The sequence below is a fragment of the Gilvimarinus sp. 1_MG-2023 genome (genome assembly GCF_030548285.1).
Genome location: NZ_JAUOSC010000007.1, coordinates 97,099 through 123,448, shown reverse-complemented (window position 1 = coordinate 123,448; position 26,350 = coordinate 97,099). Strand labels below are relative to the sequence as shown.

Sequence of the window (26,350 nt, the reverse complement as noted above, 5' to 3'; positions counted from 1 at the left end):
GTATGGTTATTCTATGATGTAGGGACTAGGTATAACCATTACACGGCGTGTTGATATCATCAGTAAGCTTTACGTGACAAAACTCAGGAATCATATATGAACCTAACAGAGCTGATTGCACAATCAGCATTTACGGAAATTACCGCACTGCTAGTGCTGGCCGCAATTGTAGGGTTTATCGGCCTATTATTGCGCCAGCCACTCATTGTGAGCTTCATCGCCGTAGGTTTGCTCTCTGGCCCCTCTGGACTGGACATAGTTCACTCTAAAGAACAAATCGAACTGCTTTCTGAGCTCGGCATCGCCGTTCTCCTGTTTTTAGTAGGTATTAAATTAGACGTCAAATTAATTCGCTCTATTGGTGGTGTATCGGTTATGACCGGCCTAGGGCAAGTGGCTTTCACCTCCATTATTGGTTACTTAATTGGCTTGGCTATTGGTCTCGATACTATTTCCAGCCTCTATATTGCGGTCGCTCTGACTTTTTCTTCGACCATTATTATCGTTAAATTGCTCTCCGATAAACGAGAAATAGACTCTTTGCATGGCCAGATCGCACTGGGCTTTCTGATTGTGCAAGACTTGGTTGTTGTTGTCGCCATGATTGTTCTTGCCGCCATTGGTATTGGCGCCGGTGAAAATCATAACGCCTCTATTTGGCAGGTGGCCTTGTCGGGCTTGGCACTTCTTATTTTTGTTATATTTTTTATCCGCTATATCGCCAACCCACTTACCGAAAAACTCGCCAAGGCCTCAGAGCTGTTGGTTATATATGCCATCGCTCAAGCGGCTCTGTTCGCTGCCATTGGGGAAATTGTCGGCTTGGGAATGGAGGTCGGCGGCCTACTCGCTGGGGTTGCTCTGGCCTCAACGCCTTTTCGGGAAAGTATTGCGGCGCGCCTTGGGCCCTTGCGTGATTTTTTATTGTTGTTCTTTTTTATTGCCTTAGGAGCAACGATTGACCTATCACTGCTGGGCTCTCACCTAACCGGAGCTATTTTATTTTCTGTATTTGTGCTGATTGGTAACCCATTAATTGTACTTATCATTATGGGTTTAATGGGGTATCGAAAACGCACCGGATTTCTAGCCGGCTTAACCGTCGCACAAATTAGCGAGTTTTCGTTAATTTTTATCGCCATGGGCATCAGTTTAGGCCATGTACAACAAGATATTTTAGGCTTGGTGACACTGGTGGGCATCGTTACAATCGCCGCATCAACTTATATGATCACTTACTCACATCAACTTTACGCATTATTCGAACCTATTTTAGGCTGGTTTGAACGCCAGGGCGCGCCGCGAGAAAAGCCCACAGAGCATCACTCCGGCAACACTTGTCCCGTTATTGTTTTTGGCTTGGGACGACTTGGCACTGCAATTGCCTCCCGCCTGCAAGCGCAGAACATCAATGTATTGGGTGTTGATTTCAACCCTGCGGCTATTAAACGCTGGAACTATTTAGGTCTGGACACCGCTTATGGTGATGTCACCGATGCCGAGTTTATTGCCGATTTACCTTTGCGTCACGCTAAGTGGGTGGTCTCTACCGTTCCTCACCATCATACCGGCATTAACTCCGAAGATACTCGAAGAACCATTGTTCAACTTACCCGCACGGGCGGTTTTAAGGGTCAACTCGCTACGGCATCGCAAAGCCGTCAAGAATCGGAAGAGCTGCAATTACTGGGGGTAGACCTCATTTTGGAGCCATTTCAAGATGCCGCAGACAGAGCAGTCGAGCTTTTATTAGAAGGTTTGCCAGAACAACCCCAGAGAGAACAAAATCAAGGAGAGAAACATGGCGTTATTTCGTAATATCGTTTACGTTTTAGACGATCACTACACTGAGCCGCCAGCCTCGTTATTACGAGCCATTACTTTGGCAGAGAATTCTCAAGCTACATTAACCATCTTGTATGTGCTGCCCAAACTATCCCTATCCTCTTATTCTCAAGAAATAGAAATTGACCACGAAGAGGCGGAATCGCTCATTATTGAGCGTGAAAAAGTTCGCCTACAGGAATATGTCCACTCTTTATCTCAAAACATCAGCCCTACCGCTGACTTAAGAATAGGAAAATCGTATATAGAAATCGTTCGCGCTGTCACCGAGAACTCATTTGATTTAGTTATAAAACAGGTCGACCACATCAGCTGGCTTGAACGTTTGATTGGCAGCAACGATATGCAATTATTGCGCAATTGCCCCTGCCCGGTCTGGCTACTAAAGGACAATGTCAACGTTGACTACAAAAATATCATTGTAGCCGTCGATTTTGATACCGAAGCGGATGAAACACTTAACGCCGACCTTAATAGAAAAATGCTCGGTATTGCCAGTGCGTTAAGTCTTGCGGATTTCACTGCTTTACACATTGTTAACACATACGATGTACCAGAAGCGGGCTTCGTCAGCCTCTGGGTGGACCAACCTAGCAATACCGAGCAAGACCTATACGAATCGGAATATCAGCGAAGAAGTTACCAAATGAAAGTGCTTTTAACTAACTTACAGCAGTCACTGGGTGAAAGCACTTATCGTTATCTCGCGCCAAAATCCTATGTTGTCCGAGGCATCGCTGATCATGAGCTGCCCAAAATGGCTGACGACTTAAACGCAGATTTGGTTATTATGGGAACCGTAGCAAGAACAGGAATACCTGGCGCCATTATTGGTAACACCGCCGAATCGGTGTTATCGCAATTACAGTGTTCGGTACTGGCCATTAAACCTGAAGGATTTGTGTGCCCCATCAAGTAGTGGATTGACCCACACAGCACCCTATCGTGCGCGAGCTTACACCTATTTCTGTATTGGAGGTATCATTAGAGCAATCAAATGATAGTTGATGGGCAGCATCGGGATAAGAACGATTTACACCCAGTAATGGGCAGACAGAACCATGAGGGCCACGCTTTAGTCTAGTTGCATAGCCCTCATCACCGCTGGGCTGGGCTGCCCTTCTCTAGTATTTGCCCTAAATGCTCGCCTTTGACTCAAATAATCACTTTCTGCTTAAAGTATTGGCGGATTTGGGGTCATAATTCGTCTAATACATGAGGGCGATGGCTTTAGAGACGTCCCAGCTATTTTTACCGTTGTATTTTGAGTGCCATAATAACAATGACCAAAAAAGAAAGCTTGGAATCAATCTATATGTCCGTGCGCAAAGGTTTAATTCGTGCGGTGTCTGGTATGGTGCCCCCAAAAGAGATTGAGGACATCGTACAAGAGACCTATGTAAGGGTTTGCACTGTCAAAAATAGTGAGCAGATCAGTCATCCGCGCTCTTTTTTGTACCGAACGGCACGAAATTTAGCGCTGGATTACCTCAAACGCTCCGAAACCCGACTGGCGGTTAGCACCGAAGATGACAGTGTGGATCTCGATAGAGCGATTGAGAAGCTTGATCAAGTTTACGATCAGGTCGCGGCCAAACAAGAATTTGAACATTTTTGTGAGGCGGTACGGCACTTACCTTTGCAATGTCGCAAGGTTTTTGTCCTTAAAAAGGTTTATGGATACACCCAAAAAGAGATTGCACAACAATTGAATATTAGTGAAAACACAGTAGAAAAGCATATTGCTTCGGGCCTACGACGCTGCCAAAAGCATATGCAGCAGAACTTGCCAGGGACAACCAAACGACAAGGCACAAGTACGAGCCAAGAGGCTTCGCAATGAGTAATGTATATCAACTCCAAACCGAAGAGCAGGTTTACGATACCGCATCGCTCTGGGTAGCACGGTTGGACCGGGAGCTGTCTCAGCAAGAGACAGCACAATTGCGTGCCTGGCTGTCCGAAAGCACCAGACACCGTGAGATCTTTTTAGAAATGGCAGCTCTGTGGGATCGTATGGACAGGCTCTCAGTTTTATCTGAGCTGTTTGACCCACCAACCAATGAAGTACAACCTAGCCACAGCAAAGGTCGAACCGTTTGGGCTGCCGCCGCATCCATACTAGCTCTGGCACTTGCCTTTAATCTACTGGCACCGATGTTACCCAACACCCAAGAATCAACAGCATCACAAAAGCAAGTCAACTCAGAGACCTCAAACACACTGTATGAAACGGGCATCGGTGTGCACTCAAGTGTTAATTTGCCCGATGGCACCAAATTGTTACTCAATACAGACACTAAAGTGGCCGTTACTTACAGTGACCAAGAGCGACTTTTAGTACTGCACAAAGGTGAATTACACGTAGAAGTAGCACACGACAAACAACGCCCCTTGCGCGTGGATACCGGTAGCAGAATTGTCGAGGCAGTTGGCACGGCTTTTAATGTGCTATTAAGAGATAAGAAAAATTTTGATGTGATCGTCACCGACGGGCGAGTAAGAGTTAAACCCTCAGCCAAACCAGACAGCCTGCGTGGTGATCCATCAAAGTTGGTGCTAGAGCCTGTACGCGAGTTAACCAAAGGGCAGAAACTCAGTGTGCGTGATAGCCGAACAGCACAGGTAGAAACAATTGATAATAGCGCCATCAAAGATAAACTATCTTGGCGCGATGGCAACCTAGTGTTTCGTGGAGAAACCTTACGCGAAGCTTTACAGGAGCTTAGTCGATATACGCCCACTGAATTCGAAGTCATGGACGCTGCCATTTTGGATATGCGTATTGCCGGACTATACAAAGCAGGTGATGTCGAAGGTTTACTGAATGCTTTGCATGAGAACTTTAAAATTAACCATCATAAAACTGAATCCAACATCATCGAATTGTCTTTGCAGGGTGACGGGAAAGCAAGTGATAGCAATGACGGCTAACCAGAACACACTCATTAGCTTTCATACAGAACACTCACACACCATCGCCCCATAATACGGGACTGCCAATACGTACAATTTACGCAGGCGCGGCCTTTTTCAAAGGCCGCCAACAGGTAAGTTCGCCCTGTACAATCTGATAGGGAACTTCGTCAACACACTCGGATCATACACCCGACGACGACTGATCAATACCCAGGAGGCTCTATGAGCAAGCAGCATCAACCAGCGGCTGTACGCACTTATCAAAAAATTGTAGCTAAGATTATACAACTTATAGCGGTAGGGGAATTTAAGGCCGGCGGTAGACTGCCAACAGAAAACCAATTAGCACAGCGGTTCAAGGTAAGCCGAGCGCCTGTACGCGAAGCTATTATTGCACTTGAGGTGATGGGAAAGCTTGAGGTTCGGCACGGATCAGGGGCCTATATACTGCCCCCAGACACTTACGCTTCACCTACCAATTATAACCATAACCCGTTTGAATTGATTGAAACCAGAAGCTTGGTAGAGTCGGAAGTATCCGCGTTAGCGGTGTCGACCATTTCTGAGGAACAACTTGATCAATTGCAAAGTACAATCAAGCTTATGCACGCAACTCACGCAGAAGATATCGACTCTCTGCGTCAGGCTGAGAACGAATTTCATACTATTTTGGTCAGTTCCACCTTGAACCGTTCACTTATCGACATCGTGCGCAATCTTATGCGTGCCTGTGAACATTCAACCGACATACGCACCACATATAAAACCATCATGAAACACGAACGATCCGTATTTATCCAACAACACCAGACGATCTTTAATGCCTTACAGCTTAAAAACTCTCAAGGATCCAGAGCAAACATTCGTGAACACTTTTCTTTTATCCTAAACGCTCTTCACAATACCAGCGAAGAAAGAGCCATGAAGCAGATGCTAATGCTTGCAAGGGAACGTCGTGAGCGCTATTCACTCAATCGAATTCCAGCCGATATCATCGTGGATGACACCTCTACATTACACTCACCACTCTAAGTAATTCATCACAACGTCAAAGTACGTAAAAATAACTCGTAGAAACTGAGTTAGAATGTATTCACACCGCCTACCGATTTTCCATTCAATTGCCTACCGTACAAATATCAGCACTTAGAGATTTAAGCCATTACCTGTTTTCCACACTCATAAGATCTTATAGGAAAAGTACACACAGTGTGTATATACAGAACGGTATACTTAGACAAAAAAACACCTTACGCGAGAAATTTAATATCCCACATAAGGTGAAGATAGGCCCTTTGAGAGAAAATATGACCTGAGCAAGACAAAACTATTGATTCATTCAGTTAATTTTTAGGCATATATACCTATCTGTAATCAGACTCCTAGCAATATCTCTAATTTACAAATTTATTGCCTTCTAAATGTGCGCTGGGCGTCTTATTGACATAAAACAACTCATTCACAACAGGCCTTTCAGTCGCCTGAAATATATTGTCAATAATATTGGTTTTAGGTTCACCCTTAATATGATTAACTTTTATTCGCGCGCTATCGATAAGCTTATTGTTACGAATATCCGTTGCAAGTACACCATGCAGACTTAATGACGCACCACTCAGATTATCTTTACCCATGCCGACACGATCAAGGACAGAATCCTCCATCAGAAAATGCGGGCCAAAGACACTCTCACCAGCCTCACTGAAGATTTGTAATATTGTTCCACCAATATTGGTAAACTCCGAGCCCTGAACAGTAATATAATCTGCCACATAATTTCCGTGCGGGTCTTTATCAGACTCCAGACTCATAACAGAACCACTGATATCACTAAATGTTGAATTGATTATCTCAATACTATCCGCGAGCGTTCCTGGCGAGGCGTGAATAAAATTGAATTTTAAATTTACATCCAGGTCCGTCACCACACAGCTTTCGATCAACAATCGGTAATTGCTAAGCATTGACTGACGGCTGGTTCGAATTACTGAATTACCTCTGTAATCCTGAGCTTTGGCACCAGTAATAGTTAGCCCTTTCAAATGCAAGCTTCCGCCCTCTGCCACCTCAAACAAAGATGAACGCTCATACGCAATTGTTACCTCCCCCGCACCCTGCAGAGTTAGTGGTTTATCAATCACCACAAGCTTAGTTAAAAAATATGTACCTGACTCTAACACCAGTACATCACCAGCCGATGCATTTTCTACGGCTTGCTCCAATGCCCCTGGTTCAGCACTCACCTTAACAATGCTTCCCGCCCCAAACTCAACGCCCCTCTCTTGTTTGGGATACCAGGCCACGCCGGTTGATTTTTTATCAATTGGTTTTAAGTCCGCACTAACTCCGACGTTCTTAAGTTCATTCGATAAAGGATACAACAGACCATTGTCAGATTTTTTCAAGACAACCTGTTCCGCCTTAAAGCCTTTCTTAATATCTGGGTTAGACACTTTGTGTAGAATATTGCCACTAAACTCTATGCCCGAAATATCATCATAAATAGTAAATATATCTTCACCACTCTTATTGTAGATAAGATTGTTGGTAAAAATCGTATCTTCCGCAATAGCTGTTAATTCGTCATCGCTACCACCTCCCAATACTATTTGACTGGCATTAATAACCGTATTGTTGGTAATTACTGCATCTTTCACTTGATCGTATCGATTCAATGGCGAGTTGGGCACACCATTCATAACTACCAAAGCCCCTCGAAAACGCTCACCCTTAAGGTTTTCAAGATAATTTCCACGCACCACTTGACGTTCATTAATCACTCGAATACCACCGGTATGCATAATATCGTTGCCAATAAATACATTGTTTTCTACTAAGTTGTCATGGCCGTGCCTAAGCGTTAGCGTACCCTTACTTTCAAAGAAAACATTGTTTTGGTAGCGATTACCGCCCGACTTGTTGGAGATTATTTCGTGTTCGCCATCGGTTCGGTAAAAGTAGTTATGGTCAACCGTCGTCTCCGAACGCGATCTTGAGTAATGACTGGTGCCTATACGAAGCGACTCACCGCCATTTGCTCCCAGCACTGGCCTTGGACCAAAGTAATTATGATCCACCCGATGGTGATTTTCTCGACTTGCCTCAGTGTCGAGCCTCACCGCCAAGGTCACCCCTTTAGTACCCTTACCTTCCAGATGGCTATGGTCAAATCGATTGAACTTGCCGTATAGCGCAACCCAATAGTCTGCCTCGCCGCGATATGCTTTATTAAATCGGTCTATAACAATTTCTGTAACACGGGAGTTATTTGCTATTTCATCGATATTTTTACGGAATGATATAACCGAAGTGGTAGGGGAGTATCCATCTTTAAAGACTAACCCCGACACCAGCAGGTGCTCGCCGGCCAAACGCAGGTTAGATTTGCCCGAAATAACAACCTGGCCTTTTGTTTGCGCCGTTAAAGTAATGGGTTTGTCTTTTGTACCCACTCCCTCAAACACTATTTCAAAATCATGCCAAACCCCATTGGCTAATACAATCGTATCGCCCGGCTTGAGGTTTTTAACTGCCGAGGTATATTGCTCCTTATCCATCACCAAATAATCTTCAGCAGAAGCGTGCACCGTGAGCAATAGCACACTGAACACCAAGCACACTAAAGTGCGTAATACTTTTGTTATGTTATTAAATCTCATACATCTACCATGCAGTATCGCGGGCCTAAACGGCCGGTGAAATAAGGCTCACCCGCAGACATTCGGCAAAACCGAATGCCTATGCCTAAATTGGTGGGTGAGCCCGCATTGTTGCCTAACTTAAAAACCTAGAAGGAGTAGCGTGCACCCAATGACATGCGGCGACCTGACTCCTGAATTTGCCAAGTCGTACCTGTAGCACCCTGGTTGAAATTCGCTTCACCGGTCAGGTTATTAACATTCGCCACCAGAGTTAGAGCATCATTCACATTCCAGCTGGCAGACAGATCAATTTGCTCCAAGCCATCTCGATAATCGTTGCCCTCTGTTGGATCTTCAGCCCCAGTACCAAAGGCCACTTGATCCCCCAAACGAGATACACGCTTATGCAGATTGTTATCTAAGAACTTGTCGCGATAACTGTAAGCTAGACGCACTCCAAACGTTTCATTCTCCCAGTACACCTGCAAGTTTGCACTGTTTTCTGAAATATCTTCTAGTGGCACACCATCTGGATCTTCACTTTTCGAGAAAGTGTAGTTGGCAATAAGCCCCAGACCGGACCATACACCTGGTAACGAGTCGAACGATTGCTGATATCCCAACTCTACACCTTCAATGGTACCGCTCGACCCATTGGTAGATACGGTGGTTAAAATACCGTTTCTTCCCTGCTCAACGTAACTGGCAAGCTCTGCTGGATCATCGGTGAATAAATAAGTCGATGAATCCCCTACCGCCGTAGGTCTGATACACACATTAAGTGGTACAGTCAGGTTTTGCTGCTGAACAACCTCGGGCTGATAAGAGCAAAACTGTTCAGACTTCAGGAAGGACTCCACATTTTTGAAGAAAACTGTCGCCGATAACATATCTCCTTCACCAAAATAATGCTCCGCAGAAATATCAAATTGTGTCGCTCTAAAGGGTTCAAGCTGAGGATTACCCTTGGTCGCAAGCAGGCGGTCTGAATTAAATTGATAGGTTGGACTCAATAAATCAAAATCTGCTCGACGCATAACCTTAGCCCCGGCAAAGCGAAGAATCGTGTCTTCAGAAATATAAACACTCATGTTCATGCTAGGCAGAAAGTCATTGTACTTATTGGTTTCTGAAACTAACGCATCGCCATCTTGGTTATAGGCGGTAGAGGTTAGCTCGGTATTTACTTGACGCCCACCAAAGACCATTTTGACGTTTTCAAAATCTAGATTGAATTGTAAATAGGCCGCAGAGGTTTGTTCATTAATTAATGCGTATGAACCGGTCACTTCCTGTAGATTGTCAGCACGACTACCGGAAGTATCAATATAACCATTGCTATTATCCGGGCTATTGTAGTTACTGCCAGCCAGAAGACTCTGCACAATAGAGAATGTTTGCTCAGTATCTTTCAAGATTCCCGCATCAAACACGGTAAAGTCGCGCAAATCGTTAGCGCCGGCAAAGCCCGTATGCTCAAACGCATCAGCCGAAACATTGGGTGAGATTATGCTACCGGGAAACTGACTTTCAATATCATTTACCCAAATAATACCTGGATCGCCATTACTGTCGAACATATCCCGATAAATGTTTGTTAACCTTACTTCAGCCTCTTGCCGCGTATAATCGCGTTCAGTAGTGCGGAAACCGGCCTTGATGGTAAGCCAATCACCTTTACCAATGTCGGAGTACTGCGCGTCTAGCCGAAATGCCTCTTCTTCGTTGTCGATGGATAAATCGCGGGTTCTATACTCCCGAAGAGCTAATAAACTGTTGTTATTGATGTGATTGCCACCGTCAAAAATTACACTGGGCATTGAGTCATTGGCATTAATAACAGAGTAGCTGGTTATAAAATCATTCGTATCTTGTGGATTTTCCGCTTCAGCGACAGGGTCTACACCACGCAAATTAAATTCTGATCGAGGTTGATAGGTATTAGATTCAGCGTAAGAGTACTCACCACTTACCTTAATGTTATCGGTAAAGTGCCACTCGCCACCGAGTGCCGACGAGGTCGTATCCGTCTGCCGAAATTCACTCCATGTTTTAGGGATTAGAGCAACGCCTTCAATACGATAGTTGTTGAGCATCCCTTTATCATCTTCAAAAGAGCTACTGGTTGCCACTGGATTGCCTTCCGATGGAAGAATTGAATAAGCTTCTTGGTTCCCATCGCGTTCAGTACCATTTAAATCCAGATAAAAATTACCCTGGCCCGATGCCGGCTCCCACTGTAAAGACACATTAAACGCAGTACGCTCGCGCTCTTCTATATAGGGTTCGTACTTATGGCCCATAGGTACTACATACTGTCCACTGGGTGTATTCTGAGCGCTATCAGTAGCATCGACTTCGCCGTCGAGGTTCATATCTATATCATCGTAAACGAAGAGGTTGACTTCGTATCGATCGCGACGCAACTCGCGGTCCTGGTAGGACAGCATTGCCATGGCCCCAAAAGTCCCCGCATCACCCAAGTCCCAGTTATTACCCACTGATGCACTTAATATTGGTGCCCAGTTATCGGTTTTATCCGCATACTCAGCGTCAATGGAAATGGCTGCAACTGGTTCGGTTAAATCGACCGGTCGTATCGTTTTTAAATTAACTGTACCCCCAAGAGCCCCCTCGATCATCTCCGGCGTGGGTGACTTTACTACTTCAACCCGCGACAAAAAGCTCGCCGGAAAATCCTGAAAATTCACACCATTTCGCCCATCACCCAGTGTCGATCGGCCATTTAACTCAACCCTATTCTGCGGCAACCCCCGGATGGAAACCTCTGAGCCAACACCAAAGTCACGGTTAATTGAAACCCCGGTTACCCTTTGCAGCGCCTCGGCAATATTGTTGTCAGGCAGCTTACCAATATCTTCCGCTACGATCGCATCGACGATTTGATCTGAATCACGTTTAACATCTATGGCCGCTGATAAACTGCCACGAATACCGATCGAGATGACCTCTTCAATCACCATTTCATCTTTATTTTCTTCATAGGCAAGTTCCGTTTCCTGCGCGATAGTTTGCGCGCTCGCCAACGTACTTAGAGCCATGATTACGGCGCTGGATAGTTTATTTTTCTGCAGCATGGAGTCAATCCTCTTTATATCGTTATTCGTTCTAATAGTGAGCTGACCATTTTGGTTCACCGCCAAGCGAAGACCAGTTTCTTCCAGCAAAGTTACTGCCGCATTTATAATGGAATAATTTCCTTCAAGTGCGGGGGTATCGATGGTAAATACTTTGTCGTAAGGAACGATCACCGTTAGGTTCGATTGCTGAGCAAACTCGGTGAGAGTTATGTCGGCTTTATCACTAGAGATATTGAAGTTAACGGTCGTTCCCAATTGAGAAGTCTCCGCTTGAGCAGATAGCGCACAACCCAATAACACAGGAAGTATTGCTTTTGGCTTTATAGTCACTTCAACTCTCTCCCACGCGAAGTTATTTACTCCGCTTTTTATTAGACGACTGAGGATTTAGCTTCCGCCATAAATATTATTAATATTTAAATCTTAGTGCTAGTAGAACAGTTCTTTTTCTCTACCGAGCACTAGGCTTTTACGGCACTGGGAAAAAAATCGCCCAATGCACCACGTTTAATTCTGGCACACTGGGCGCTAAGGAACGTAAATTATATAGATTTATGGAATTTTAATCGTCTCTGGTAGCCCTTCTTCAGCCGTTTGATACCACAAATCGAGTAATTGCTCGCTATTTTTCTCCTGTGGATTTACCTGTAAAACAGCCTCCCAGTGGTCGCCACCAACCTGGCCACTTAAAGTAATTTTTCCACCTTTACGGGTCATCTCTACATCTGGATAAACACCCTTATCGGCAATTAGCATTACCGCAGCTATAACTTTTTGCTTGGCTTGTGATCCGGAGTGCGCAGAAAAATGCCACTCGTTAGCCGGCGCCGGTGTTTCAACCATTGGGTAATCCTTTTTTGGATCAACCGGCCATCGATTCGAAACGGTAAATTCGAGCTCCTCGTGCGCCAACAGATAAGTACGCATTTTCTCATCACCACGGGTGGAGTCTATACGTTGTTTGCCCTGATCAAGGTGCATTGCCTCTTTACTGTGCAATAACCAATCAACAGTAAAAGGTACTGGCCCCGCCATATCATCAATAATAAGCACCACTGAGGGTCGAATCATCACAACATGACGCTGATACTCATCAAGCCTGTCACCATAAGTTCTTTCAGCTTCACCTACTACATAACCTAAGTGTTCGGTACTGTGAAAATCGACAATACCTCCCGTGGCTGTTGCATCTCTGTCAATTTGGCCCTCACCGTTAATTAGCAATGCGTTATGAGCCAGTGTTTGTCGGGTATACTCCACATGAAAGGGTGAGAAATGTTGTGGAAAGCGAGCACCACTAGGGTGAGCCAGTGCCTTACCCCCTTTCATAATCGCAAAGCTATTTTGATCGGCATGGCTGTGACTAACCGAACCAAAAGGCGAGCTTTTAAACAACAGCATTAAATCACTTGTAGGATTTAAAATATCTGAATGTAATGCGGCCCAGCCAATGCCTGAAAATAATTTATCCTGTGGCATTTTATTAGGCTTTTGCGAACCGATAGCATCAGGGTGAATTAAACGATGCATAGCTCCCAGTCGCCGCGTATTCATTCGCTGATCCTTATACTGTTCGGCCCACCATCTAGCTTTAGCATCTCCATAATTCAAAGCATGGAAAGTTAAAATTGAGTATAGATCACCAGCGTAATTACTTACCGGATTATGCTCCATATCGCCAAATGGAATCACCTCCCCCAGAGGCGCAACCGCATAGGTAAGAAAGTGTCGCATATTTCTTAGATAGGCTTTATTCCATAAATTGTAGCCCGTCGCCACATAGAGCGACTGCAAAGGAGTAATAAACCGATCATTATAAGACATGGCATAGTGTACGCCTTCGGCCCAACCACCCTCGCTGCCTCCCCAATGCGGATAAACCGTTAGCCATGCTTTAAGAGCATAGTCCAACCACTCAACGGTTCGCTCTTCCTCAGCCAGAACAATAGCAAACTCCATCAAATAGCCAGGCAATCGGCCATCGTGACTGTAGATCGAGAAATTTAAATAATCCCGCCCTTTTAAACGATTTAACATTTGATCGCCACGGGCGAGCAGCATCTTCTTAACGGCCTTGCGTTCTTCTTCCGTTAATAGATCGTATAACCAGTCATAGCCCTGAGCGGCAGTGCGAGCAATACGCAATCCTATTTCATCAAACCCCTCATCCAGTGAACCAATACCCTCTAGCTCCCAATCAAGTACATGCAGTAGGTGTTTTTTTGCCGCCAAGCCATATTTTTCTTCACCGGTCATTAAGTAAACCAATGCCAAGGGAGTCATACCTTGTGTGTATACATCGGTGAATTTTAAATAGGAGGCTCGGTACGCCGTGCGCCGAGCGGGGTATTCCTTTTCAATATCATATTTATCAAAATCTGGCTTCACCATAAGTTCCATAGTAAGCGCAGTATCAGCCATAGCTTTCAGATCATTAAAAGCGAGCTTGCGTTCCCCCTTCAATGTTTTTTTCACTTCGTCTAATTGTGCCTTTGGAAATAATAATCGGGGGTGCTCAAGCTCCACTCGTTGCAGCAAGGTTTTTGGATCAACCCAAGGCAAGTCCAAAGCATCGTCGGCGACAGTAAACGCTTGCGGGGCTCTAATCGCGACTGTTTCCCCCTGTTTGTTAACAGCCTCAACTCGCCATACATATTCACCTTGTGCCAACACTTCACTGGGAACATAGACAGGATCTTTCTGCAACTTTGAAACATACACAGGCTTTCCAGCGTCACTATCAATCGACAAACGATAACTGACCTCACCCCTCGGTGCCGCACGCCACCAACTAAAACCCGGAGGCGATACATCCACCACTTGGTTGGGAATTGGCCTATTAAAATTTCCGTTTTCTGGTTGTTTTTCTGGGAATGCCACCTCCGCATACCCAGCATTTACCATTAGGGTTAAGCTGGCGACAAATAGTAATCTAAATTTCATAATGTACCCTTTCTTATCAATACCTAATACAAGGGGCCATAAAAGCGTAAATCTGAAATCGGCACTAATAGATCTGATACTTTATATTTTATTTCATCCGAAATCGTTCTTTTCAAAATACACTCGCCTTTAAATACACCCTTATAGAAACTGTTAAACGATAATTCACTTATGTTCTATTTATAAAATACGAATTGAGAATGGCATGATCTGCCAATTTATGGTTTTTCTCGTTCGTGTTCCGTCTCTCGATCACTCCCTCTGCTCCTAGCATCGGCGCTGGCTAAATCCTCATAATCACCAGTGTGTTTTAAATCAACGTGGCCGATTAAATTCAGAGAATACTAATGGAAATTTTCTCTTCGTTAACTTGTTCACTTTGTTCTTATCCATTAGAGAATTCTGATTATTAATCAATGGCCAGGGCTCTTCCTACTGAAGACAAAACAATAATGACAGCGCTGGACATTTTACTTTTATGCTGCAAGGCGTACTTCTCTTTTTGGCGTCATCATTATTAATATTAAGCTGACTATTACGACCTAGAATGAATTGCAATCCAGTACCTGTCAGAAATTTAACGCTGTATCTATTGGAATATGTGCCCCGTACCGCTTGCGTATATATGCCAAAGACCTATCGTAGAGTGGGCTTACCGTCATACTCAAAATCGGTTAATGTTATTTCACTGTTATTATTGGAAATATTAAATTGCTCTACACTAGCTAGCCGTTGCGTATCTGTTTCAACCACCACCTAGTTGGCCAATACACTCTAACAGGTACATTATTTGGCTAAACTCAAATTGTTTTCTCCTTCACGAGGTATGACTTCGCTCCTTAACTAACGACTGATTTAGTGTTTTCCGCCATCTAAAGACTGACAATATTGTATTCTTTACCTCTAGGTACTATATTTGAAGGATCACTCTAAAACCTGAAATGGGTTGCACAAAAACACAAAAGTCGGTAAAACTCTTATAAGATGGTCGCGTGGGAAACTGGAAAGTGATCACTACAATAATAGTCAGACGTTGCAGTGTTAATTAGCTGTAGCCAATGTGGGTTAAATCAATAACATGCGTATATGCAGGCCTCGGCTAGATTTGCTAGCACTTCTAAGCCTAAGCGCCCGGTCTTTTATTGCCTGGTCGTTATACGCTTGCCGCCTGCGCCAGCCTGCTGCCGTCGTATTACTCTGCATTATTATCATTCCAGCATGGGCTGCAAACCCAACGGTAGAATTAGCGCCTGGACTTTTACTCGCTCCTCCCGACTCTCTAATTATATCCACCATACAACATCCAGACACCAGCGATTCTACGGTTTTGGCTGGCTACTTAAGCAACCAACCAAGTTATTTTATTTCAGCTAGCATGATCAGCGGCTGGAAACGGAATCATATGCTTTGGCGAATATTAGAGCGAAAATTAAAACACCGCAGTTTGTCCAATACAATATCGGTTCTTGATCGTGCCCAATTTTTTACGAATCAAGATGCACAAGTATGGTACAGGGTCTATGAGTTTTCCGAAGATAAAGTAAACCAGCGCGTTGGCTTTTATCTACTTAAACACAATAACGCCATTTATTGGATTACATTATCCATAGTAGACAGTGCCAAAATTGAAGTAGTGCTGCCTATTGTGGAAACTATTATAAAGCGCGCACAAGTAAAACCGCTTCTTTTTGACGTTAATCAGTAATTGATTGATTAGAAGTATGAAACATCTTTTTTCCAATATTCCGGTAATTCTTTAAGAGGTGCCCTCATTAGAATAACTCCGGCTGATATTAATTCGTTAGGCATTTGAGCGGTTCGAGCAATTTCAGTAAAATTTAAAACCCTCTTATAAAAAAACCATTATCAGGGTTCACTGCTATAACAATCTCCTCATAATCTTTTTTAATAATAATTTGTATTGCCTGTTTTAAGAGTTTTTTTATTAAGCTATTTCTTGATCTGTATTCTGGGTGCGTACAGATACGCCAGACATTACATATTTTGTTGTTGTTTTTACGTATCTGTGTCATTTCATTGGGAAAGTATTTATCAGCAGGTGCGCCCAAGTGAATATCTTTTGAAATGCTAATAGTACCCACTATTTTATCTTCTTCTTTAACGAATATCACATCGCTATTGTACCGGTCCTCCAATTGAGGGTACATATTAATAATTCCAGACTCCTGAATTTGCATGTTGCTTTCTAACACCAAGCAATCATGATACAGTTTTTGTACCAAATGGCGTTCTTTATCAGTTTCTACTAATTTAAAATTCATATTGAGTAATATAATTTTGATTAAAGAGTATTGTTACGTTTAAATTACTTTTCTAATTTCAAAAACACTATCGCTTATCAAAATAATGCCCTATTATATCTAAGATCGAACGTTTACGATTTGTTATGGACCATTTAATTTCATTGCGGGTTTTTTCTTCTATTATATACGGAGCAATATTCATTCTTATCTTATCCTCTAAACGAGGAAGCTGATCCCAGGGAACCCAAGGGAACAGATGATGTGGAATATGGCGGTTAAAATTTAACAAAAAAATATTTGACCAAATAGGTACATGCTTGCATGAATGGGACACTAAATATTGCTTAGAGAAATGCAACGGCTTTTCTTCCTTACCTAACAATGGAGTTTCCGCATGGTGTGGCAAATTAACTAGCTCCTCCAAATAAAATAAAAATATAAGTGCAGGAAGATACCAAAATAATACCGTCACCAAGAGAGAAGTTCTAAACAGTACTATTAGCGCCAGTAGATATAATAAAATATATAAAATTGAATAATTTCGTTCTTTTTTAAGGGATAGAGAATCATGATTTTTATGAGTGTTTTGAAATGGATCTCGCCAAAGACCGACTCTATCATTTAGTACAAATAGAGGTATCCAATATTTCCAAATCAGCTCTAATTTTCTAGACATATCGTCAGAGAGGACAGAGAAAAACTCAATCGCCCTTTTGTTAGCAGGACCGAGAGTCGGATGCCCTGTATAACGGTGATGTAATACGTGCGATCGCTTTCTTGAGAGATAAGGCATGAAAATCAACCAACTAAAAAAATGCCCCAGAGAATCATTAACCGTACTACTTTTAGATAAAGCATTGTGAGTTGCTTCGTGTTGTAACAAGTAAGTGTGTAATAGAGCTATGGTTAGAAAAAACCAAGATAATATTATATAAACACCTTTCAACTGAAAGAGAAACAAAGAAAATCCAATCAAAAGTAAATCGCACATCCAAATAAGTAAGGTTGCTCTAGACAACCCTTTTCGCGGAAATTGCTTCCTTATTGTATTCCAATCCGATTTTTCCATAAAATTTACTTTGATTTAAATTTAATTCAAGAATTACCATAAATCATAATTCTGTGTTTTCAAAGAAGTTGATCTGCTCCCACAAAATTGGCCTCTTATAATCCCAACCTTCCATGAGCTAATACTCTATCGGCGAGTATTTACTCCATGACTGCAAGCTCACCGTATTGTAGGAATTGTTTATATATCGTTTTAATGCTCGATGCAAATCACGAAAACTCTGAAACCGGACATTCCCTATAAGTACGCTTTTCAGTGAGTGATGTAATGATCATAAGTGCATCATACAGGACAATACTCACTGTGCGTTATGCCAACACTCGCCCTGCTACCTGTTTACTTTGGATGCCGGCACCGTAGCTCATTTTTCCGTCGGCACATTGAACTCTATTGAATATACTCATGTTTTACGTGGCTTTTTATATTTTGGCATTCCCACCTTCAGATGAGTTATCTAAAGATGTCCGATAAAGTGGGGCAAGCTCAAGGCGTACTTTTCCTTATTTAGATTTCTTTTTAAAACCTAAACTAAAAATTAGAACACCCAAGCTTATGGTAAAAAAGCTAATACATTCAACCAAGTATCTCCATATCGCTATTTCTTTAATTGTTTCTAGACTAAAAAAATGTCCTGTAAATGCATTAAGAAAAGAAACTATAAGGAGACTGAGAAAACCAACAATGGCAAAGTTTATACCTATACTCTTTATTTTCGATCGCAACAGAAATAACGAAAAGAGAGAAATTAGATACGACCCACCAAGAATGACATGTGTAACATTACTAAATATAACTGTACGCTCCAAATCCACTAACAATCCTCTTTAGACTTAACACACAATTTAGAAATTAATAGAATCGAAGCATAAACCACTCTAGCCGCACGGATTTTTGTATGTGAACACTAAAACGACTTATTATATCTCATTTGCTACTGATCATAGTTATACCATGTAAACGCCTCATATTTTATTTCTTTACCTAATGCCAAGATAACGAATGAGATCCCTATATCTGTACCCCTCCTTCTGACAACTGCATATTTAGGTTTATGCGTTTAATATAAATGGCAAACAACCTTTGAATCCGTTCTATTTCGTTATCTTCTTTTTATGAGATTAACCCTAAAGCAGCCCACCGGTTACTTATTTTAATTCGCATTAAAGTCTATAGACTTATAGATACCGGCTCATCTGCAATACCTAACAGCACTGGAGTGGGCAATATGCTATCTTCTAAAAATAGAGATTCTATAAAGTTAAATAGGATCAACTGGGGTACTCACTAATGTATCCACCCACAACCAGCCGATACTCCCTCTCGCCCGATATTCACGATAGGCCTTATGACCAAGATTATTATGCCGTAAATTGGATAAATTGATCGACTCCCTAATAACTCAAGATTCAATGATCCAAGCACATAAAAACGGTTAGTAAAAAGCCATACCAAGCTAAGCCTTTCTAAGCTGTGGGTGTCCTATTTTTTTAAAACCAAGATACGCATCAAACCTTCCTTATCGTGCAGCATTAAACAATTCGCGCAGCTGTCCAGTATGCTTTGTAGGCGGCAATCCAAATAGGCGAACATAGTCTCGGCTGAACTGCGAAGGACTTTCATAGCCGACTCTAAAACCCGCACTGGCGGCATCCAGCCCATCACTAACCATTAACCGGCGGGCTTCGTGCATGCGCAAATGTGTACGAAACTCAATCGGACTCATGGTGGTAATGGCTTTGAAATGTAAGTGGAATGTAGAGCGGCTCATACCCGCGATTTTAGCCGCATGCTCAATACGACATGGCTCGTGAAAGTGATCTCTCATCCAACGGATGGTGCGAGCAATCTGATTCAATCGGCTATCGGCTTGCGCCATTTTTCTGATTAGACTGCTGCCCGGCTCAGTCAGTAAGCGATAGAGAATTTCTTGAATAATAAGTGGAGCAAGCGCATCAATGTCCTCGGGAGTGTCCAGCAAGGCCGCTAGGCGTACCGCGGCGTTGTGCAAGGCAGCAGTGGTTCGGTTGAGTGCCAAACCAGTAGGAGAAGCAAATGCCTTAATAGAATGATCCGGGTAGCGAACTGCTAGATCCGATAGCACCCTTTTATCCAAGTCTAATTGTAAGCAGAGATAAGGCTCTGTACTGCTGGCTTCAATGACCGTTCCTACGACTGGCAATTCGACAGAGGCAATCAAATAATTACCAGTATCGTATTGAAAAGTCTTTGTCCCAAGGCATACCTGCTTCACGCCCTGAACAATAAGGCACAGAGTAGGCTCGTAAATCACTGGCATCGACATGCTCGGTGATGATGCACGCAGCAGTTTCAACCCTGGAACAGGGCTGATATGGCTACCGTCCCGTTGAGTGTGGCGGTCGATTAGATCAACCAAAGTCTCAAGTGTATTCATAGAGTCTCATGATACGGCTGCACCCGGCTTTCGGGAAGGAGAAATAGATTATAGTCGGACGATCGTGCAAACAATCCAGACAACAAGAATACCTTCTCTTTTGGCCTTCAATAGAAAATAGTGTCTGCCATAGGTTTTTCGACTCATTAGCCTTCGCATTGCAAGTAGGTACATCCGTGTACAAACAGGGTTGTCACAGACAGGTGCCATACAAGTGAATATTCCGATTTCTATCAAATCTTGGGGGGCGTTTGGCACCCTCAACCACCGAGACATCAAATGACAAATTATTCATCACCAAAAGGAGAACCAAGTAATGTCCAGTAAAACATGGTTGATTACCGGTGCGGCTCGTGGCCTGGGCGCTCAAGTCGCACGTGCGGCACTTGCGAGCGGCGACAATGTTGTCGCTACGGCACGCAACGTGGATGCTACGCGTACAGCCTTCAACGAACATACTGAACGGCTATTGTGCTTGCCACTAGACGTCACAAACACCACACAAGCCGATTCAGTTGTGGAGGCCGCCGTTGAACGTTTTGGCGCTATCGACGTATTGGTGAACAATGCCGGCTATGGCCACCTCGGTATTTTCGAGGAATCTTCGGAAGAAGATATACGGCGCCAATTTGATACCAATGTGTTTGGCGTAACACGGTTAACACGCGCGGTCCTACCAGTGATGCGCTGTCAGCGTTCAGGCCATATCATTAACATCAGTTCAATCGGCGGCGAAATAGGATTTGATCTTTGCACGCTTTACGGAATGTCCAAATTCGCTGTAAATGGGTTCAGCGTCAATCTAGCTCATGATTTAGCACCCATGGGTATTAATGTCACAGTCGTCGAACCCGGCTATTTTCGTACCGACTTTCTGGATAACAAATCGATACGTTTTTGCGATAACCCTATCGACGATTATGAAGAGGTTCGGAGCAGGGTTGAAGCCACATACAAAAGCTACAGTCATCACCAACCTGGCGATCCGGTCAAAATTGGGCCAGCGATTGTAAAGCTAGCGAATGCAGATACACCGCCACTGCATCTATTGCTTGGCTCAGATGCGTTGGAAATGGCCCGCAACGGCCTCACCGCGCGACTCGCAGAAATCGATGTGTGGCAAAGCCTGTCGGCCTCGACGGACTATGAGTAAACAACGATGTACAAGCACTTCACTTCCCTAGCAGCCTTGCTGGTCACCACTATTCGGCGGCCGCTCTGCACCTATCTGGTCGTGCAAGGGAAAGGGAAGCGAGGACAACCACAAACTTGTTAGATCCTTAAGTAGATATAACGCCCGCCACACAGGCGAGCAACATGTTGCGAGTCCAGCACACGTAGTGTGCGGTTGTGCTGGCGCTTGTTAACTGCTCTTATGGTGAACAAGAAAAGGAATCCCGCCTTCAACTTTTTGATATTTCAGATGTTCACGTATTTCATCTCTAATGCTTTCTAGTACCTGGCCCAGTGCTTTCGAAGAAACAATTTTTGGTTGAGGGTCTACTTGTTGGTAGTCAGACTCCCCCCCTGAAATTTCATCTACGATGCTTCTCCATAGATTAATCTGGGTTTCAGTACCGTAAAGCTCGATAGAAGATGAAATCTCAGTCCATAAAGCGGACAGCTCCTCAATAGTTAGATTGCCTACAGCTCTTAGCTGCGTGATATTGAAGTATGCCTGCTCAAGATACTCAAAGCGTTTTTCTTCTCTTAATTTCTCTTTCTCTCGCCACCGAGAAAGGCTACTGAGAATAAACCACCCAATAATTGATATAAGTGCAGGTATGGCCAATTTGGCGATACTTAAAATTTCTATATCTTTTAATATATCCATAATTTAATTATGCAGTTAACAGCTTATTAATGTGCGAGTTGTAAAATGCGCCCGGCAATGTATCACACCCAGAATGCTTTTAGATATGCGCTACAACTCACTGTAATTTATATAATTTCCGTAAATTTGGCGCATTTCGATAGAAAGGTAAAGAAGCCAAATTGAACAGCAGCCGGCAATGTATCATGTTTATTACATCTCGTGAGCTTGAGTCTTTAAGCCCATGAAATATCTACTAAATATCACATTTAATGTTGCGCTTTCAGAATCGGAAAGTAAGCCGTCTCATGTTCACCTGCTTGCATAACGGGTGTTTTCACCTATAACTGTATATAAACACAGCTATAGGAGTCGCTTATGAAGACACCAAACGATATACCCGTTTACGTTTCCCATAAAAGCGTTCGATTTATCGATCAGCTTCGTGGGTTTATTCGATATAGGGGCCTTTCCTATCAAACAGAAAAAACTTATGTGCATTGGGTTGTCAATTTTATACGCTTCAGCAAGATGGCCCACCCTCTAACGTTGTCTGAGCCAGAGGTCGAGGCTTGGCTAACTCATCTGGTCACCGATCGCAATAACTCGGCCAATACGCAGCGTATCGCCCTAAATGCCATAGTGTTTATGTATCGTGAGTTTTTACGAAAGCCTCTAACGGATTTAAACTTTAAGTACGCCAAGGTGCACCAACGAATACCAACAGTGCTATCAAACGTAGAAGCCCAAGCGATTATTGATCATGCAAAACAACCGTTTAAGCTGATGTTTTCTATTATGTATGGCTCTGGCCTGCGGCAAGCGGAGTGTTTATCTCTACGGTTATTGGATATTGATTTTGACAACCTGATATTACATGTACGGCAAGGCAAAGGGCGTAAAGACCGAACGACTTTGTTAGCACAATCTCTACTGCCAGATATAAAAGCTCAAATAGAGTTGGTAAAGCAGTTACACTGCACCGACCTAAAGAGCGGGTTAGGCAGCGTCTATCTGCCTGATGCTTTATCTAGAAAGTATCCGTCTGCCGCGACTTCGAGCAAATGGCAGTATTTGTTTCCGTCCAGCCGCCCCGGCCCCTGCCCTCGCACGAGGGAAATTAGAAGGCATCACTTACATCATACCGCTGTTACTAAGCATTTACGCAGGATTATGCGTTCACTGGACATTCCTAAACACGTTACCTGCCACACATTTAGGCATTCTTTTGCAACGCGCTTACTTGAGAGTGGCTACGACTTACGCACGATTCAGGAGCTACTGGGGCATTCTGATGTTAAAACAACTGAGATTTACACACACGTCGTAAAGCGCGGAAAGCTAGGCGTTATTAGCCCCATCGATGGAATAAGCGAAGAAAACGCAGGCTATGCTTTCGCATAGCCTGCTCGATACGTCTATTCGTAGTCACCCCGCCAACTGCCTCAGCACATAGTGCAAAATACCACCGTGGCGGTAGTAGTCCCACTCCACTTCGGTGTCGATGCGCACGCGCACTTCAAAGTTAATCTCTTTACCCTCTTTGTGTGCGGTTATGTTTATGGTTTTGGGTTCGCCTTCAATGGCGGCAAAGTCGAATACTTCTGAGCCGTCCAACCCCAAAGACTCATAACTTTCACCGTCTTTAAATTGCAGTGGCAGTACACCAAAGCCCACTAAGTTGGAGCGATGAATGCGCTCAAAGCTTTCGGCAATCACCGCTTTAATGCCCAACAAATTGGTACCTTTGGCGGCCCAGTCGCGGCTGGAACCGGTGCCGTATTCTTTACCGGCCAACACAATCAGCGGGACTTTATCGGCCTGGTATTTTTGCGATGCATCATAAATGCTCATTTGCTCGTCGGTCGGCAGATAGGTGGTCCAGCCGCCCTCGGTGCCAGGGGCCATTTTGTTTTTTAAACGCACATTGGCAAAAGTGCCGCGCACCATTACTTCGTGGTTACCGCGGCGTGAGCCGTAGCTGTTAAAGTCTTTTTGCTCAACGCCCTGACTTTTTAGGTATAGGCCCGCGGGGCTGTCGGGCTTAATGGCACCGGCCGGTGAAATATGGTCGGTGGTAATGGAGTCACCCACTTTAACCAAGCAACGTGCCTGTTGTATCGCGCCTTGTTCGGGCAGCTGCATGTTCATGCCCTCAAAGTAGGGCGGTTTTTTCACGTAGGTGGAGTCGGGCCAGGTGTAAATGTCGTCATCCGGTACCGGCAGGGCCTGCCAAGCCGGCGTGCCGGCAAATACATCGGCGTATTTTTCGCTGTACAGGCCATCGGTCATGGCGCTGCCAATGGTTTGCGCGACTTCTTGCGGCGTGGGCCAAATGTCTTTTAGATAGACCGCCTTGCCGTCTTGCGAGGTACCCAGCGGCTCGTTAAGTAAGTCGACATTCATGTTGCCCGCTAGCGCATAGGCAACCACCAGTGGCGGCGAGGCCAGGTAGTTAGCGCGCACGTCTTGGTGGATACGGCCTTCGAAGTTGCGGTTACCCGATAGCACGCCGGTCACCAACATGTTTTCGGCGCGAATAGCGTTTTGAATGGGGTCGGGCAGCGGGCCGGAGTTGCCAATACAGGTAGTACAGCCAAAACCGACAATATTAAAACCCAGCTCGGCCAGCGGCTCTAACAAGCCGGCGTTTTGCATATAGGCGGGCACCACTTGCGAGCCGGGAGCAAATGAAGTTTTTACCCAGGGTTTGCTGGTGAGCCCCAGTGCGCGCGCTTTTTCGGCCACTAAACCGGCCGCCACTAACACTGCGGGGTTGGAGGTATTGGTACAGGAGGTAATAGCGGCAATAACAACGGCGCCGGGTTGCAGGGTAAACTGCTCACCCTTGTACTCCACCGGCACACCGCCGGTATCGCCCACATTGGTATTGTCGATGGCGGTTTGCCCGCCTTCACTGGCAAAACGCTCACCATCGCTGGAGGCGAGCACCTTGCCCTGTTCTTCACGCTCTTCGGTTAACAACTGCCGGAAAGCATCTTGCGCATCGGTTAGGGCAATGCGATCTTGCGGGCGCTTGGGGCCAGCCAGACTGGGCACTACATCGCCCATGTCGAGCGTGAGAATGTCGCTGTAATCTGCCACGGGGTCATCGTCGCCACGCCACAACCCCTGAGCTTTAGCGTAGGCCTCTACCAGCTCAATTTGTTCTGCCGTGCGGCCGGTGAGCGTTAAGTAGTTAAGGGTTTCATCGTCAATGGGAAAGATACCGCAGGTGGCGCCGTATTCCGGCGCCATATTGGCGATCGTGGCTCGGTCGGCCAGTGGCAAATTGGCCAGCCCTGCGCCGAAGAATTCGACAAATTTACCCACCACACCGTGCTCGCGCAGCATTTGGGTGACGGTCAGTACCAGATCAGTGGCGGTAGCCGAGGGCGGCAGCTCGCCTTTTAGCTCGAACCCGACCACTTCTGGAATAAGCATGGTAATGGGCTGCCCCAACATGGCGGCCTCGGCCTCTATGCCACCCACGCCCCAACCGAGTACACCGAGGCCGTTAATCATGGTGGTGTGCGAATCCGTGCCCACCAAAGTATCGGGGAGCGCCAGTCGCTCGCCGCCCTGCTCTTCCACCAATACAGTTTTGGCCAGATACTCTAAATTCACTTGGTGGACGATACCGGTACCGGGCGGCACCACTCTAAAGTTAGAAAAGGCCTGCTGACCCCAACGCAAAAATTGGTAGCGCTCGTTGTTGCGCTGAAATTCAATTTCGGTATTTTTGGCCAGGGCGTTGGCTGAGCCGTAATAGTCCACCATTACCGAGTGGTCAATGACTAAGTCCACCGCCCCCAGCGGATTAATTTTGGCCGGGTCGCCTTTTAGTTCGCGCATAGCCGCGCGCATGGCGGCTAAATCGACAACGGCTGGAACCCCGGTAAAATCCTGCAACACCACGCGCGCGGGGGTAAAGTTAACCTGTTCGCTGGCCTCATCAGAGCCCTGCCAGCGGCACAGGGTGTGTATGTCTTGTTCGCTAACGTTTTTACCGTCTTCTTTACGCAATAAATTTTCTAACAGTATTTTCAGACAAAAGGGCAACCGATCGAGATTGTACTGATCGGCCAGCGCTCCTAAATGAAAATAGCGGTAGTCTTGACCTGCGACCGTCAATGTAGATTTGGCATTAAAGCTGTTTTTCACCTGAACCTCCCCGGCTGAGTTGTATTACTTGGCGCTTACTTTCCAGTTAATAAAGCAAAGAACGCGCCGCCACGTTTATCTATTAAGCGTAGGGCCAGATGGGCAGTTTTGCGAGTCGGTAGTGGCTTAAACGCCTATGGTTTTGTAAATCAGAGAAGATTTTGCAAGATTCGCCCAC

The 26,350-nt window shown here is 44.7% G+C and carries 16 protein-coding genes and 1 pseudogene; 8 read left to right on the top strand and 9 right to left on the bottom strand.

Annotated features, from left to right (window positions below; genetic code table 11):
- The first annotated feature begins 96 nt into the window (after window positions 1-96).
- The 5 genes from Q4563_RS10080 to Q4563_RS10060 all read left to right on the top strand — a co-directional run bounded on the left by Q4563_RS10080 (window position 97) and on the right by Q4563_RS10060 (window position 5,796).
- Window positions 97-1,818 (top strand): cation:proton antiporter, encoded by a 1,722-nt coding sequence (locus Q4563_RS10080; RefSeq protein WP_303604422.1) that lies wholly within the window; start codon window positions 97-99, stop codon window positions 1,816-1,818.
- Window positions 1,802-2,764, top strand: a complete 963-nt coding sequence (locus Q4563_RS10075; RefSeq protein WP_303604421.1) for a universal stress protein — start codon at window positions 1,802-1,804, stop codon at window positions 2,762-2,764. Before Q4563_RS10080 ends, Q4563_RS10075 begins: the two co-directional genes overlap by 17 nt.
- A gap of 363 nt (window positions 2,765-3,127) precedes the next feature.
- The gene (locus Q4563_RS10070) at window positions 3,128-3,688 is read left to right on the top strand and encodes an RNA polymerase sigma factor (RefSeq protein WP_215974762.1); all 561 of its coding nucleotides are present in this window, start codon (window positions 3,128-3,130) and stop codon (window positions 3,686-3,688) included.
- Complete coding sequence (locus Q4563_RS10065; RefSeq protein ID WP_303604420.1) at window positions 3,685-4,779, top strand: FecR family protein; 1,095 nt, start codon at window positions 3,685-3,687, stop codon at window positions 4,777-4,779. Before Q4563_RS10070 ends, Q4563_RS10065 begins: the two co-directional genes overlap by 4 nt.
- Window positions 4,780-4,986: 207 nt before the next feature.
- On the top strand, window positions 4,987-5,796 hold the full coding sequence (locus tag Q4563_RS10060; RefSeq protein ID WP_303604419.1) for a FadR/GntR family transcriptional regulator: 810 nt from the start codon (window positions 4,987-4,989) through the stop codon (window positions 5,794-5,796).
- A gap of 362 nt (window positions 5,797-6,158) precedes the next feature.
- Here the strand turns inward: Q4563_RS10060 and Q4563_RS10055 are convergent, their stop codons facing one another.
- The 3 genes from Q4563_RS10055 to Q4563_RS10045 form a co-directional block, all read right to left on the bottom strand.
- The gene (locus Q4563_RS10055; protein ID WP_303604418.1) at window positions 6,159-8,423 is read right to left on the bottom strand and encodes a polysaccharide lyase 6 family protein; all 2,265 of its coding nucleotides are present in this window, start codon (window positions 8,421-8,423) and stop codon (window positions 6,159-6,161) included.
- Between the two features lie 128 nt (window positions 8,424-8,551).
- Entirely contained in the window at window positions 8,552-11,761 is a 3,210-nt protein-coding gene (locus Q4563_RS10050) for a TonB-dependent receptor (protein ID WP_303604417.1), read from the bottom strand.
- Between the two features lie 297 nt (window positions 11,762-12,058).
- Entirely contained in the window at window positions 12,059-14,449 is a 2,391-nt protein-coding gene (locus Q4563_RS10045) for a DUF4962 domain-containing protein (protein WP_303604416.1), read from the bottom strand.
- Window positions 14,450-15,554: 1,105 nt separating this feature from the next.
- On the opposite strand from Q4563_RS10045, the gene Q4563_RS10040 reads away from it, so the two are divergent.
- Window positions 15,555-16,154 carry a hypothetical protein gene (locus Q4563_RS10040; RefSeq protein ID WP_303604415.1) on the top strand — a complete coding sequence of 200 codons (600 nt, stop codon included), beginning with the start codon at window positions 15,555-15,557 and terminating at the stop codon, window positions 16,152-16,154.
- Between the two features lie 133 nt (window positions 16,155-16,287).
- Here the strand turns inward: Q4563_RS10040 and Q4563_RS10035 are convergent, their stop codons facing one another.
- The 4 genes and pseudogenes from Q4563_RS10035 to Q4563_RS10025 all read right to left on the bottom strand — a co-directional run bounded on the left by Q4563_RS10035 (window position 16,288) and on the right by Q4563_RS10025 (window position 20,195).
- Window positions 16,288-16,731: a GNAT family N-acetyltransferase gene (locus tag Q4563_RS10035; protein ID WP_303604414.1), complete on the bottom strand. Its 444-nt coding sequence runs from the start codon at window positions 16,729-16,731 to the stop codon at window positions 16,288-16,290.
- Between the two features lie 67 nt (window positions 16,732-16,798).
- Window positions 16,799-17,782, bottom strand: a complete 984-nt coding sequence (locus Q4563_RS10030; protein ID WP_303604413.1) for a fatty acid desaturase family protein — start codon at window positions 17,780-17,782, stop codon at window positions 16,799-16,801.
- A gap of 118 nt (window positions 17,783-17,900) precedes the next feature.
- A pseudogene (locus Q4563_RS23625) lies at window positions 17,901-18,041 on the bottom strand (hypothetical protein); the annotation flags it as partial.
- Window positions 18,042-19,298: 1,257 nt separating this feature from the next.
- The gene (locus Q4563_RS10025; protein WP_303604412.1) at window positions 19,299-20,195 is read right to left on the bottom strand and encodes an AraC family transcriptional regulator; all 897 of its coding nucleotides are present in this window, start codon (window positions 20,193-20,195) and stop codon (window positions 19,299-19,301) included.
- A 316-nt stretch (window positions 20,196-20,511) separates the two neighbouring features.
- On the opposite strand from Q4563_RS10025, the gene Q4563_RS10020 reads away from it, so the two are divergent.
- A complete protein-coding gene (locus Q4563_RS10020; protein WP_303604411.1) occupies window positions 20,512-21,348 on the top strand; it encodes an oxidoreductase in 837 nt (278 codons plus the stop codon).
- Between the two features lie 210 nt (window positions 21,349-21,558).
- On the opposite strand, the gene Q4563_RS10015 is transcribed toward Q4563_RS10020, so the two are convergent.
- Window positions 21,559-22,029 (bottom strand): hypothetical protein, encoded by a 471-nt coding sequence (locus Q4563_RS10015; protein ID WP_215974752.1) that lies wholly within the window; start codon window positions 22,027-22,029, stop codon window positions 21,559-21,561.
- Between the two features lie 357 nt (window positions 22,030-22,386).
- Here Q4563_RS10015 and Q4563_RS10010 point away from each other — a divergent pair, with 357 nt between their 5' ends.
- Window positions 22,387-23,412 carry an integron integrase gene (locus Q4563_RS10010; RefSeq protein WP_303604410.1) on the top strand — a complete coding sequence of 342 codons (1,026 nt, stop codon included), beginning with the start codon at window positions 22,387-22,389 and terminating at the stop codon, window positions 23,410-23,412.
- 24 nt (window positions 23,413-23,436) lie between these two features.
- Here the strand turns inward: Q4563_RS10010 and acnA are convergent, their stop codons facing one another.
- Window positions 23,437-26,172, bottom strand: a complete 2,736-nt coding sequence (gene acnA / locus Q4563_RS10005; protein WP_303604409.1) for an aconitate hydratase AcnA — start codon at window positions 26,170-26,172, stop codon at window positions 23,437-23,439.
- Window positions 26,173-26,350 lie beyond the last annotated feature (178 nt).

Coding starts and splice junctions, on each gene's coding strand:
- Q4563_RS10070 (WP_215974762.1), top strand. CDS start 3,128: ATGACCAAAAAAGAAAGCTTGGAATCAATCTATATGTCCGTGCGCAAA.
- Q4563_RS10020 (WP_303604411.1), top strand. CDS start 20,512: ATGTCCAGTAAAACATGGTTGATTACCGGTGCGGCTCGTGGCCTGGGC.
- Q4563_RS10055 (WP_303604418.1), bottom strand. CDS start 8,423: ATGAGATTTAATAACATAACAAAAGTATTACGCACTTTAGTGTGCTTG.
- Q4563_RS10015 (WP_215974752.1), bottom strand. CDS start 22,029: ATGGATATATTAAAAGATATAGAAATTTTAAGTATCGCCAAATTGGCC.
- Q4563_RS10010 (WP_303604410.1), top strand. CDS start 22,387: ATGAAGACACCAAACGATATACCCGTTTACGTTTCCCATAAAAGCGTT.
- Q4563_RS10060 (WP_303604419.1), top strand. CDS start 4,987: ATGAGCAAGCAGCATCAACCAGCGGCTGTACGCACTTATCAAAAAATT.
- Q4563_RS10065 (WP_303604420.1), top strand. CDS start 3,685: ATGAGTAATGTATATCAACTCCAAACCGAAGAGCAGGTTTACGATACC.
- Q4563_RS10045 (WP_303604416.1), bottom strand. CDS start 14,449: ATGAAATTTAGATTACTATTTGTCGCCAGCTTAACCCTAATGGTAAAT.
- Q4563_RS10035 (WP_303604414.1), bottom strand. CDS start 16,731: ATGAATTTTAAATTAGTAGAAACTGATAAAGAACGCCATTTGGTACAA.
- Q4563_RS10025 (WP_303604412.1), bottom strand. CDS start 20,195: ATGAATACACTTGAGACTTTGGTTGATCTAATCGACCGCCACACTCAA.
- Q4563_RS10030 (WP_303604413.1), bottom strand. CDS start 17,782: ATGGAAAAATCGGATTGGAATACAATAAGGAAGCAATTTCCGCGAAAA.
- Q4563_RS10075 (WP_303604421.1), top strand. CDS start 1,802: ATGGCGTTATTTCGTAATATCGTTTACGTTTTAGACGATCACTACACT.
- Q4563_RS10080 (WP_303604422.1), top strand. CDS start 97: ATGAACCTAACAGAGCTGATTGCACAATCAGCATTTACGGAAATTACC.